The sequence below is a fragment of the Flavobacterium degerlachei genome (genome assembly GCF_900106645.1).
Classification (GTDB): domain Bacteria; phylum Bacteroidota; class Bacteroidia; order Flavobacteriales; family Flavobacteriaceae; genus Flavobacterium; species Flavobacterium degerlachei.
Map to the genome: position 1 here is coordinate 166543 of NZ_FNMV01000006.1, position 13222 is coordinate 179764.

General features: G+C 34.7%; 11 protein-coding genes. 10 read left to right on the forward strand and 1 reads right to left on the reverse strand.

Annotated features, from left to right (window positions below; genetic code table 11):
- The first annotated feature begins 66 nt into the window (after positions 1-66).
- The 6 genes from BLV91_RS07860 to BLV91_RS07885 all read left to right on the forward strand — a co-directional run bounded on the left by BLV91_RS07860 (position 67) and on the right by BLV91_RS07885 (position 8967).
- Positions 67-2376 carry a glycoside hydrolase family 65 protein gene (locus BLV91_RS07860; protein ID WP_091431536.1) on the forward strand — a complete coding sequence of 770 codons (2310 nt, stop codon included), beginning with the start codon at positions 67-69 and terminating at the stop codon, positions 2374-2376.
- Positions 2377-2519: 143 nt separating this feature from the next.
- A complete protein-coding gene (locus tag BLV91_RS07865) occupies positions 2520-4400 on the forward strand; it encodes a glycoside hydrolase family 13 protein (protein ID WP_175513973.1) in 1881 nt (626 codons plus the stop codon).
- A gap of 59 nt (positions 4401-4459) precedes the next feature.
- Positions 4460-6121 (forward strand): alpha-amylase family glycosyl hydrolase, encoded by a 1662-nt coding sequence (locus BLV91_RS07870; protein WP_091431541.1) that lies wholly within the window; start codon positions 4460-4462, stop codon positions 6119-6121.
- Between the two features lie 83 nt (positions 6122-6204).
- Positions 6205-6882, forward strand: a complete 678-nt coding sequence (locus BLV91_RS07875) for a glycerophosphodiester phosphodiesterase (RefSeq protein WP_091431543.1) — start codon at positions 6205-6207, stop codon at positions 6880-6882.
- Between the two features lie 28 nt (positions 6883-6910).
- Positions 6911-8119, forward strand: a complete 1209-nt coding sequence (locus tag BLV91_RS07880) for a BaiN/RdsA family NAD(P)/FAD-dependent oxidoreductase (RefSeq protein WP_091431545.1) — start codon at positions 6911-6913, stop codon at positions 8117-8119.
- Positions 8120-8223: 104 nt separating this feature from the next.
- A complete protein-coding gene (locus BLV91_RS07885) occupies positions 8224-8967 on the forward strand; it encodes a carboxypeptidase-like regulatory domain-containing protein (protein ID WP_091431547.1) in 744 nt (247 codons plus the stop codon).
- A 40-nt stretch (positions 8968-9007) separates the two neighbouring features.
- Here the strand turns inward: BLV91_RS07885 and BLV91_RS07890 are convergent, their stop codons facing one another.
- Positions 9008-9484: a TspO/MBR family protein gene (locus tag BLV91_RS07890; protein WP_091431549.1), complete on the reverse strand. Its 477-nt coding sequence runs from the start codon at positions 9482-9484 to the stop codon at positions 9008-9010.
- Positions 9485-9597: 113 nt separating this feature from the next.
- On the opposite strand from BLV91_RS07890, the gene BLV91_RS07895 reads away from it, so the two are divergent.
- The 4 genes from BLV91_RS07895 (at position 9598) to BLV91_RS07910 (ending at position 13060) form a co-directional block, all read left to right on the forward strand.
- Positions 9598-10686 carry a diphosphomevalonate decarboxylase gene (locus BLV91_RS07895; RefSeq protein ID WP_091431551.1) on the forward strand — a complete coding sequence of 363 codons (1089 nt, stop codon included), beginning with the start codon at positions 9598-9600 and terminating at the stop codon, positions 10684-10686.
- A 21-nt stretch (positions 10687-10707) separates the two neighbouring features.
- Entirely contained in the window at positions 10708-11058 is a 351-nt protein-coding gene (locus BLV91_RS07900; protein ID WP_091431553.1) for a four helix bundle protein, read from the forward strand.
- A 34-nt stretch (positions 11059-11092) separates the two neighbouring features.
- Positions 11093-12031 carry a mevalonate kinase family protein gene (locus tag BLV91_RS07905; protein WP_091431555.1) on the forward strand — a complete coding sequence of 313 codons (939 nt, stop codon included), beginning with the start codon at positions 11093-11095 and terminating at the stop codon, positions 12029-12031.
- Between the two features lie 69 nt (positions 12032-12100).
- A complete protein-coding gene (locus BLV91_RS07910; protein ID WP_091431557.1) occupies positions 12101-13060 on the forward strand; it encodes a geranylgeranylglycerol-phosphate geranylgeranyltransferase in 960 nt (319 codons plus the stop codon).
- The last annotated feature ends 162 nt before the right edge of the window (positions 13061-13222 follow it).

Consider the following 13222-nt stretch of genomic DNA (forward strand, 5'->3'; position numbering starts at 1 on the left):
GTCGTCCATTTCAACAACTGTAAACTTCTAAACCTGATGCTTTTTAAACTTTAAACAAAAGAAAGAATGAACCAAGATTATATAAAACCAGACAATTGGTCCATCATTGAAGAGGGATTTGATGCAGAAAGTGTAAAGTCATCTGAAAGTCTTTTTAGCATCGGAAACGGCGCTATGGGACAACGTGCAAACTTCGAAGAAAGTTACACCGGAAAAACTTTTCAAGGAAGTTATATCGCAGGAATCTACTACCCAGACAAGACTAAAGTGGGCTGGTGGAAAAATGGATACCCTGAATATTTTGCAAAAGTTTTAAATGCACCAAACTGGATTGGAATCGACATTGAAATAAATGGCGAGAATTTAGACATGAATGCTTGTACTGAAGTCACAGACTTCCGTCGTGAATTGAACATGAAAGAGGGTTGGTACAACCGTTCTTTTAATGCAAAAATGAAAAACGGAACAGAAATCGCTGTTAATGTAACTCGTTTCTTGTCTATAACTTTGGATGAAGTTGGGATCATTAATTATGAAATCACACCTTTAAACAAGGATGCTAAAATAGTATACAAACCTTATATTGATGCTGGAGTTACGAATGAGGATGCTAACTGGGATGAAAAATTCTGGGAACCTCTTGAAGTAAAACATACCGGTAATGAAGCTTTCGTTACAGCGCAAACTTTTAAGACTCATTTTAAGGTCACTACTTTTATGCAAAATAGCGTATTAGAAAATGGCCGCAATTTAAATCTTTCCCCAGCGAATTTTGACACTACAACTGATAAAATTCAAAGTAGTTATGATGTAATTGTAGGTCAAGGAAAAAAATCATCTATTCAAAAAATAGGAGGATATACCGTTTCCTTAAATCATACTAACACACTAACAGCTGCTGAAAAGGTTATCCAATCAGCATTAGCAAAAGGATACGATCAATTATTACAAGATCAGATTGATGCTTGGGCAAAAATCTGGGAAATGTCAGACATTACGATTGATGGTGACGTAAAAGCACAGCAAGGAATCCGTTTCAATATTTTTCAGTTAAACCAAACTTATTTAGGTAAGGACAGTCGTTTAAATATTGGGCCAAAAGGATTTACAGGCGAGAAATATGGTGGTTCTACTTATTGGGACACTGAAGCATATTGCATTCCGTTTTACATGGCTACCAAAGATCAGGAAGTAGCACGAAATCTATTGACGTACCGATACAATCATTTGGAAAAAGCCATCGAGAATGCTGAGAAAAATCTTGGTTTCAAAGACGGAGCAGCATTATACCCAATGGTTACCATGAATGGTGAGGAATGTCATAATGAATGGGAAATTACCCATGAAGAAATTCACAGAAATGGTGCTATTGCTTTTGCCATATTCAATTACTACCGCTTCACTGGCGACTACTCTTACATTCCTGAGAAAGGATTGGAAGTCTTAATTGGAATTGCACGTTTTTGGCATCAAAGAGCCAACTTCTCGAAAGACAAAAATCAATATGTTATTCTGGGAGTTACAGGACCTAACGAATACGAAAATAACATCAATAATAATTTCTATACGAACTACATTGCAAAATGGTGTATTGATTATACCTATGAGCAAATTCAGAAAGTGTCTTTGGAATTCCCATCAGATCACAAACGAATTATTGAAAAAGTAAAACTGGCAGAAACGGAACTTCAAGAATGGAAAAAAGTTGCTGACAACATGTATTTTCCAAAATCGGAAGAACTAGGTGTTTATTTACAGCAAGACGGATTCTTGGACAAGGATTTAGTTCCAGTAAAAGATTTAGATCCGGCACAACGACCAATTAACCAAAAATGGTCTTGGGATAGAGTTTTACGTTCTCCTTATATAAAACAGGCCGATGTGCTACAGTGCTTCTATTTCTTTGAAGAGCATTTCACTAAAGAAGAATTGAAACGCAATTTTGAATTCTACGAATCATTTACCGTTCATGAAAGTTCACTTTCTCCTTGCGTACACTCTATACAAGCAGCGGCACTTGACAAAATGGATATGGCCTATACTTTTTACTTGAGAACATCCCGTTTAGATCTGGATGACTACAATAAAGAAGTTGAAGAAGGTTGTCATATTACCTCTATGGCAGGAACATGGATGAGTATCGTTGAAGGATTTGGTGGAATGCGTGTAAAAAATAATAAATTACACTTCTCTCCAAAAATTCCAAAGGAATGGAAAGCGTATTCGTTTAAAATCAATTTTAGAGGTCAGATTCTAAAAGTAGATATCAATCATTATGAAACAGCTTTTTCAGTTGATGGAACCGAGGACTTGACAATTGTAGTAAACAATAATGCAGTTGTCGTATCTCCATACAATACAGTTACCGTAAAATAAATTAATTGTAAAGAACTTGTAGCCAATTCTTTCTTTTATAAGGCCGTTAAAGCCAACAAACAATCCCAATTTTTAATTGGGATTGTTTACTTAAACAAAAACGGAATTAAAAAATATTAATGTTAACCAAAATGTGCTTAATAATGAATAAATTTGACTCAGTGCCATTACGAAAGATTCCCTTTCTAAAAAGAATAACTTTATTACTTTTTTTTATGTCCCTTACCATAAACGCTCAAATTGACAGAATTGAACCTCCCTTTTGGTTTGCAGGAATGCATAATCCAGAACTCCAAATTATGTTTTATGGTAAAGACATCTCACAATATCAAGTTACAGCAGCAAATTCAATTGCCATAACTGATATAAAAAAAACTGAAAATCCAAACTACCTTTTTGTTACCATAAACACAAAGAATCTTCCCGCAGCTAGTATTGATTTCTTATTTAAAAAAAATAACAAAGTTGCTTTTACGCAAAAATATATCTTAAAACAAAGACGAGAAAAGTCAGCACAACGCAAAGGTTTTGACGCATCTGATATGATGTATCTCATTATGCCTGACCGTTTTGCTAATGGCAACCCAAAAAACGACAGCAGCAACGACACACAAGAAAAGGCTGACAGAAGTGTAGCTGGAGGAAGACACGGTGGCGACATTCAAGGAATTATCAATAACATAGATTACATATCAGCTTTAGGCGCAACTACAGTTTGGAGTACACCTCTTTGTGAAGACAATGACAAAGCATTTTCGTATCATACCTATGCGCAATCTGACGTTTACAAAATTGATCCCCGTTACGGAACTAATGAAGATTACAAAAGACTAGCCTCAGAACTTCATAAAAAAGACATGAAGTTAGTTATGGATTACGTGACTAATCACTGGGGAATTGAACACTGGATGATGAAGGACTTACCTACGCAGGACTGGATTCACCAATTTGAAAATTTCACACAAACCAATCATAAAAGATCAACGATTAGCGATACAAATGCATCAAAAATCGACACTGATATTTGCCTAGACGGATGGTTCGTGTCTTCTATGCCTGATTTAAACCAAAAAAATCCGCTAGTTTTGAATTACTTAAAACAAAACGCTATTTGGTGGATTGAATACGCTGACTTAGACGGCTTTAGAGTTGACACTTACAACTACGCAGATCCAGAAGGTGTTACCGCTTGGACAAAGTCTATTACGGATGAGTATCCAAATTTTAATATTGTAGGTGAAATCTGGATGCACAATCAAGCACAAATGGCCTATTGGCAAAAAGATAGTAAAATAGGTGCCATTCAAAATTTCAATTCCCAACTTCCTAGTGTAATGGATTTTACTTTACACGATGCTATTGGAACCATTTTTAATGAAGATGATGGCAGTTGGGACAAGGGAATGGTTAAAGTATATGACAATTTTTCTAATGATTTTTTATACCCAAATCCAAACAATATTTTGGTTTTTGCCGAAAACCATGACACAGCTCGCATCAATCACGTGTACAATAATGACTTCAAAAAATATCAGATGACGATGGCTTTAATTGCTACAGTTAGAGGTATTCCACAGTTGTATTATGGAAGCGAAATTGGAATGAGTGGAGACAAAGACAAAGGTGATGCTGATATTCGCCAAGATTTCCCAGGTGGCTGGAAAGGCGATGAGAACAATGCATTTATAAAAGAAGGAAGAACTCCCGGGCAAAATGAATATTTTAATTTCACTTCTAAATTATTCAATTGGAGAAAAACAAATGAAGCAGTGCATTTTGGAAAAATGACACATTACATACCTGAAAACAATGTGTATGTTTATTTTAGATATACTGACAAGAAAACCGTAATGGTAGTTATCAATAATAGTAAAGAGGAGCAAACTTTTAAAACAGTACGTTTTCAAGAAAACATACAAGCCTCTAAAAATGGAAAAGACGTGCTAACTGGAAATCCGTATGATTTATCAAGCGAAATTTCTGTGGAAGGAAAATCTGTTTTGATCTTAGAACTAGACAAATAATTCATTATTTAAAATTTCGGACAGACAAACTTGCCCTTTCTTAACAATCCAAATTAATCATGAAAAAACAGCCAATCCTATTATTACTTTCAGTAATGGCATTTTGTATAAGTTGCTCGAGCACAAAAAATAGTTCAGAAAACAAATCAACAACTAAAACCCCTTTCGTTTGGGAAGCAGCAAGTGTCTATTTCCTTATGACAGATCGCTTCAATAACGGAGACACATCAAACGACTTAAACTTTGACAGAAATAAAACTGCCGGAAAGCTTCGTGGTTTTGAAGGTGGAGATATCAAAGGAATTTCTCAAAAAATTGATGAAGGCTATTTTGATAAACTGGGAATAAATGCTATTTGGTTCACTCCTATCGTAGAACAAATACATGACGCAGTTGACGAAGGAACTGGTTTAAGCTACGGTTTTCATGGCTATTGGGCAAGAGATTGGACAGCATTAGACCCTAATTTCGGAACGAAAGAAGATTTAGCCGCATTGGTTAAAAAAGCACATGCTCATGGTATTCGAATCATTCTTGACGGTGTTATTAATCATACTGGACCCGTTACGAATGAAGATACGATCTGGCCTTCGGACTGGGTAAGAACGGGACCACAATGTGATTATAAAACTTTTGAAACAACCACTACTTGTACTTTGGTTAAAAACCTACCAGATATTAAAACAGAGAGTACGCAAGAAGTGTCGCTTCCTCCTTTTTTAATCGAAAAATGGAAAAAAGAAGGTCGTTACGAAAAAGAAGTCGCTTCGTTAGATGCTTTTTTTACAAGAACTGGCTATCCTAGAACTCCAAAAAACTACATCATCAAATGGTTGACGGACTACATTACGGAATACGGAATTGATGGCTACAGAGCTGATACGGTAAAACACACCGAAGAAAGCGTATGGGCTGATTTTAAAACACAATGCGATTATGCATTTGCCACTTGGAAAAAGAAAAACCCTAGTCAAGTATTAGATAACAGCCCTTTTTACAGCATAGCCGAAGTTTATAATTACAACATCAGTGCGGGAAAATATTTTGATTTTGGCGATAAAAAAGTGAACTATTACGATAATGGATTTAACAACATGATTAATTTCGAATTCAAATGGGATGCGAAAAAAGACTATGAATTCATCTTCTCAAAATATTCAACTATTTTAAATGGAGAATTAAAGGGACATAGTGTTTTGAACTATCTGTCTTCTCATGATGACGGTGGTCCATTTGACGCAGCTAGAACCAAAAACAAAGAAACAGCAACAAAACTACTACTTTCCCCAGGACTTGCACAAGTATTTTACGGAGACGAATCAGCACGTTCTTTAATTATTGAAGGCACTGAAGGTGATGCCACTTTACGATCATTTATGAATTGGGAGGACATTCGATCGAATTCTGAAACACAAAAAGCGATTTTACATTGGCAAAAACTAGGACAATTCAGAAAAAATCATCCTTCGATTGGAGCAGGTATTCACCAAGAAATTACTGCACAACCATATACTTTTTCAAGGACTTTTTCGAAAGGAGAATACGAAGATCAAGTAGTTGTAGGACTGGATCTGCCCTTAGGCAAAAAAGAACTTTCTGTAGGAACAATATTTACTGATGGCACAAAATTAAAAGATGCCTATTCCGGAAAAGAAACTACTGTAATAAACGGAAAAATAAGTATCGACACGGAATTTGATATCGTTTTATTAGAAAAATAAAATAGCAAACAAAGTACAAAAAGCACAAATCGAATTCGGTTTGTGCTTTTTTATTTATGTTACCTTTGTAAAAAATCAATCGAATGTTAAAAATAGGTCATCGTGGCGCTAGAGGTCATGAACCGGAGAATACTATAATAGGTTTCCAAAAAGCAATTGACCTTCATGTTGATCGAATTGAACTCGACGTTCATTTGAGCTCAGATAATGAGTTAATGGTTATTCATGACGAAACTATTGACAGGACTACAGATGGAAAAGGTTTTGTAAACCAGTTTTCTTTACCTCAATTAAAGCGTTTCCGAATTGAAAAAATACATACCATTCCCACTCTATCAGAAGTGTTAAACCTGATTGACCAAAAATGTGATATCAATATTGAACTGAAAAGTTTTGAAACTGCCGATAAAGTGGTCGATTTAATTGAAAAATACGTTTCAGAAAAAAAATGGAATTACGATCAATTTTTAGTTTCCAGCTTTGATTGGAATGCCTTACAGCAAGTCACTTTTTCAAATTCAAAAATACCTATTGGAGTATTGACAGAAACAAATTTGGATTTGGCTTTCGCTTTCGCCAAATTTATTAAGGCCAAGTCCATTCATCCCTATTTTCATTTGGTCACTAAAGAGAACACGGCTAAAATGCAAGAAAAAGGATTTCAGGTTTTTCCGTGGACAGTGAATGAAATAGAAGACATAAAGAGAATAAAAACGTATAACGTAGACGGGATTATCTCAGATTTCCCAGATCGATTATAAATTTTGCGAATAGCAAAACAAGAAAAATATGAATCAAGATTTTGATATAATAATAGTAGGTGGTGGCGCAGCAGGATTTTTTACAGCCATAAATATCGTAGAGAAAAACCCTAAACTAAAAGTAGCCATATTAGAACGTGGTGCGGATGTACTGCAGAAAGTCCGCATTTCTGGCGGCGGTAGATGTAATGTTACGCATGCTTGTTTTGAACCTAACGAATTGGTTAAATATTACCCTCGTGGCGAGAAAGAATTACGTGGACCTTTTCATCAATTTTGCTCTGGAGACACCATAGAATGGTTTGAAAAACACGGAGTGGAATTAAAAATTGAAGATGATGGAAGAATGTTTCCTGTTTCAAATTCATCACAGTCCATAATTGATTGTTTTCTTGAGGCAACACAGAAATTAGGAATTAAAGTCCTGACGGGACAAAGTGTACAATCCATTTTTAAAAAAGAGAATAACTGGAAAATAGAAACACAAAACGAGAACTACATTGCTGAAAAATTAATTTTGGCAACGGGTAGCAACCCTAAAATATGGGAAATGCTGCAAACCTACGGTCACGCAATTGTGAGTCCAGTCCCTTCCCTATTTACTTTCAATATCAAGGATCCGAGAATCAAGGAATTACCAGGCGTGGCAGCACAGGTAACGGTAAAAGTAAAAGATACAAAACTGGAATCTACAGGTCCGTTATTAATTACCCACTGGGGAATGAGTGGTCCTGCCGTTTTAAAACTTTCTGCTTGGGGAGCCCGAATACTGCATGACAAAAATTATCAGTTTACCATTTTCGTGAATTGGCTTAACGATGTTGACGCTAGTGATGCTGAGAAAAAACTAAAAGAGCTAAAGCAGGAACACGCCAAAAAAGCGGTTTCCAAGAAATCACCTTTTGATTTCCCGAACCGTTTATGGGAAAGTTTGGTACTTGCCGCAGGAATCGAAATCGAAACGAAATGGGCTGATTTATCAAAAGCACAACTTCAAAACCTATCCAATCAACTGACAAATGGTACTTTTCAAGTCAATGGTAAAAGCACTTTTAAAGAGGAATTTGTAACTGCGGGCGGAATTGACTTAAAGGAAATCAACTTCAAAACCATGGAAAGCAAACTGCACGAAAACCTATATTTTGCCGGAGAAATTGTAAATATTGACGCCATTACTGGTGGATTTAACTTTCAGAATGCTTGGACAAGTGGGTTTATTTTGGCGAACGCGATTTAGTAGGCAATTCCTTTGAGTTTAATTAACAAGAATTTACATCTTTACTAAGTTTTCCTTAAGACGAATCTAATAATTTTACTATCAAGTTATTAGATTCGACATATATGAAAGTAAAACTACTTCTATTCTTACTCCTTTCCATTTCACAATATAGCTTCAGCCAAACCATAAAAGGCAAAGTTAAATTTAATAATTACGTCGTACCTAATGTAGAGGTAATCAATGCTGATTCAAAAACACTTACAGTTACAAATTCTGATGGTGATTTTTCAATTGCTGTCAAAGCAAATGACACCCTTGTATTTGTATCTAAAGAGCATCAGCTAAAAAAAATAACAATTACGCCCGAAACTATTAACACGAAGGAGCTAGTCATTGAATTAATATTAAAAGCAGAAGAACTAAATGAGGTTGTAATAACTAAAATGCCTTCTATAAAAATAAGCAAAGATGAAAAATGGGAACAAGATAAGCTCGATCAATACGCCCTTGAAAAAGCGGCAACTGCAATCCCGGTCAGCGGAGTTTATATGGGAGGAATTGAAAATGGTATGAATCTAATGCGAGTAGGTGGTATGATAGTAGACTTATTCCGAAAAGAAAAAGAACCTACTAAAAAACCAGTTCCGCAAATAGAGTTTAAAGCATTGGCAAAAAACACATTCGACCAGAAATTTTACATTGAAAAATTAAAGTTGAAGCCAGAACAAGTACCATTATTCCTTGAGTTTTGTGATGCAGATCCCCAGTCACAAACAATCGCGCAAAGCAACAATGATTTGGCTTTGATGGAATTTCTATTCGCAAAAAATACCGAATTTAAAAAGCTATCCCCTTTAGAAAAGTAATTTTCCTTTTATCCAACCGAAAAACTGCCCCCTGAACACTCTATTTATTCAACCACCAAATACTTGCATTCAGAACCATCGCAAAACTTACCCATAGCAAATAAGGGATAAATAAATAGCCCGCGATTTTATTGATTTTTCCAAATTGAACATAGGTTTCATAAATCATAAGCCATAGAATTACAATTTCCAATAAAGCCAACATAGGGTTATTTAAACCGAAGAACAAATAAGACCATAAAGCATTCAAAGCTAATTGCACTGCAAAAAATACCAAGGCTTTTTTGACAGTCTCCGTATTTGATTCTATTCGGTCCCAAACCAATCCTGCCGCAATTCCCATCATGATATAAAGCATACTCCATACTGGCGCAAAAATCCAATTTGGAGGGTTGAAAATTGGTTTTACCAATGCAGGATACCAGTCTAAAATGGCCGAACGAGTCGAGTTTCCAGAAAAATAACCAATCGCAAGACAGGTAACAACAACAGTAAGTATTTTGGTGATTTTATTCATTTTGGCGTTTTTCAATTTTTTTCAAAATTAAACAAAAACTTTATACCGATTCAACAAATAAACAAATCCCTGTATAAAGCAAAAAAAGTATCTTTGCCAAAATTTTATAACACATGTTTTCAGCAAACGATTTTATTCCAACTACATATTCTCATTCTATTGAAGGCGGTAATTTCAAATGGAGCGCGCCTAGTAATATTGCACTCGTGAAATATTGGGGAAAAAAGGACAACCAGATTCCGGCTAATCCTTCCGTTAGTTTTACACTGAACAATTGTAAAACAATAACTAAATTGGCTTTCGCCAAAAAGGAAAAGCAGGATGTTTTTTCATTTGATTTACTTTTTGAAGGAAAGCCTAAAGAAGATTTCAAACCGAAAATACAGAAATTCTTGGAACGTATCGAAATCTATTTGCCTTTTCTAAAAGATTATCATTTTACAATAGATACTGAAAATACTTTTCCCCACAGTTCGGGAATTGCTTCTTCGGCATCTGGAATGGCTGCTATAGCGATGAACTTCATGAGTTTAGAAAAAGCCTTAAACCCATCAATGACTGAAGAGCACTTTTATCAGAAAGCCTCTTTTCTGGCTCGATTGGGTTCAGGAAGTGCTTGCAGAAGTGTAAAAGGAAGTGTTGTTGTTTGGGGAAACCAAGACAACATCAAGGGAAGTTCAGATTTATTTGGCGTAGAATTCCCAAATGCGATACACGAAAGTTTCAATAATTTTCAAGACACTATCTTACTAGTTGATAAAGGCGAGAAACAGGTTTCAAGTACCGTTGGTCACGATTTGATGCACAATCATCCGTATGCTGAAAGACGTTTTGTACAAGCACACGAAAATTTAGACAAACTGATTGCCATTTTTGAAAGTGGTGATTTAGAGGAATTCATAAAAGTAGTCGAAAGTGAAGCTTTGACTTTGCATGCGATGATGATGACCTCGATGCCTTATTTCATTTTAATGAAACCAAACACTTTACAAATAATAAATGCGATTTGGAAATTCAGAAATGAGACTAAAATCCCTGTTTGTTTTACACTCGACGCAGGAGCTAATGTTCATGTTTTATATCCCGAAAACGTTAGCGCTGCAGTTTTACAATTTATTAAGGACGAATTAGTTGGCTTTTGCCAAAATGGGCAGTACATTTGTGACGAAATTGGAAATGGAGCTTCGTCAATTGATAATTGATAATGAACAATTGATAACTCTATGGAGAAGAAAAATATCATTAAAGAAAAATCTTTTGTATTCGCAGTAGAAATCGTTTATCTTTATAAAATTCTCGTAGAGAAAAAAGAGTTCGTATTATCTAAACAATTGCTTCGATCTGGAACATCAATAGGAGCAAATATTAGAGAAGCAGAGCATGCTCAAAGTAAAGCTGACTTTATTCATAAGTTGTCTATCTCTTTGAAAGAAGCTAATGAAACAGAATATTGGTTAGATTTATTATATGAAACAAAATTCTTGTCAGAAATTGAGTTTCAAAGCATAAAAGCCAAAGTAATAGAAATTTTAAAATTGTTAACAAGTATAATCAATACTTCGAAAAACAAATAATTATCAATTATCCATTGTTAATTCTCAATTAAGTATGAAAGGACCTTTATTTTATTCAAAAATATTACTCTTTGGAGAATACGGAATTATTCGTGACTCTAAGGGTTTATCGATTCCTTATAATTTTTATAATGGTGCGTTAAAAAGAGACGAAGATCCTTCTGCAGAAGCAATTGCATCAAATGCAAGTTTGAAGCGTTTTGCAACATACCTTGAAACATTACAGTCTGAGCAAGCTGACTTGGTCACTTTTGATATCGAAGCATTAAAAAGCGATATTGAAACGGGGATGTATTTTGATTCTAGTATTCCACAAGGTTATGGTGTGGGAAGTAGCGGCGCTTTAGTAGCTGCTATTTATGACAAATATGCTCAACACAAAATCACGGTTCTTGAGAACCTGACACGCGAAAAATTATTACAATTAAAAAATATATTCTCTCAAATGGAGAGCTTTTTTCATGGAAAAAGTTCTGGTCTTGACCCTTTAAATAGCTATTTAAGCATTCCTATTTTAATTAATTCCAAAGACAATATTGAAGCAACTGGGATTCCAAATCAAATTTTGGATGGTAAAGGCGCTGTCTTTTTGTTAGATTCTGGAATTGTAGGAGAAACAGCACCAATGGTTACCATTTTTATGGAAAACCTAAAAGACAAGGGTTTCCGTAGTATGCTGAAAAATCAGTTTGTAAAATATACTGACGCCTGTGTTGAGAATTTCCTTGGTGGTGACATGAAGTCTTTGTTCATGAATACTAAAAAATTATCAAAGGTAGTTTTGAATAATTTCAAGCCAATGATTCCAGAGCAATTTCACGCTATTTGGCAAAAAGGAATTGACACTAACGATTATTATTTAAAATTATGTGGCTCTGGCGGCGGTGGCTATATCCTAGGTTTTACCGAAGATTTAGAACGCGCAAAAGCTTCCTTGAAAGATTATAAATTAGAAGTTGTTTACCAATTCTAATTGAACATAAAAAATAAATTTAAAGCTTAAAATTCGTTGTGATTTTAAGCTTTATTATTTTAAAAAAGTATGGCATTAAGCAGAAAGTCTAGGCTTTTATTGATGAAGATAGTTAGTTTGTTCTCCGTAGTAAGAGGATATAATATCCCTATCATCATACTAGCACAATACCTTTCAGCCATTTTTATTCTGGCACCAGAGAAAAGAGCCATAGCTATTATATTAGATTTTAATTTGTTCCTCCTTGTATTTGCTTCAGCAATTACCATTGCATCTGGTTATATCATTAATAACTTTTATGACAGCCAGAAAGATTTAATCAATCGACCTAACAAATCAATGTTAGACCGATTAGTTAGTCAATCCACTAAGCTAAAGGTGTATTTTACTTTAAACTTTATAGCCGTACTATTGGCATTTTTTGCTTCCTGGCAGGCTTTTATATTCTTTTCAGGTTATATATTTTTAATATGGTTTTACTCCCATAAAATTAAAAAATACGCTGTCGTAGGTAATTTAACTGCAACGTTGATGGCGGTAATTCCGTTTTTCGCCATTTTATTACACTATTACTACAACCTTAGTTTTGAAGAAATTGAAAATTACAAAGGTCATTTTGCTGTGATTTTTTCACATGCTTGTTTTTTGTTTTTACTATTGCTTATTCGGGAAATGATTAAGGACTTAGAAAACTTAAAAGGAGATTTAGCGAATAATTATCAAACCATACCCATTCGTTTTGGAGAGCGAGTTTCTAAAAAAATCATCACGACCTTAACGATATTAACGATATTTCCTGTTTATCTTTTGATTGACATCTATGATGTAGGTTATATGGACATCTATTTTTATGCTTGCATGATTATCTTGATTTTCTTTTTGCTTTATTTATGGAAAGCCGAAAAGAAAGAACAGTATCTATTGCTTCATAATATTTTAAAATTCCTTATTGTAGCTGGTGTTTTTTGCATTGTACTTATCAATCCATCCGTATTATGGAATGGAAAAAAACTTCTGCTTCTTATTTAAACGAAATATTCGAGAAGCACTAAATCATCTCACTTACTTAGCCCCGATTACAACGACATCCTTTTACTTTTTGCTGCAAAAAGTAAAAGATAGAGTGGAAAGCGGGACATCGAAGATTCAGCGTAGCTAAAAAGCTCCAAAAAAACAAAACAACAACCTATT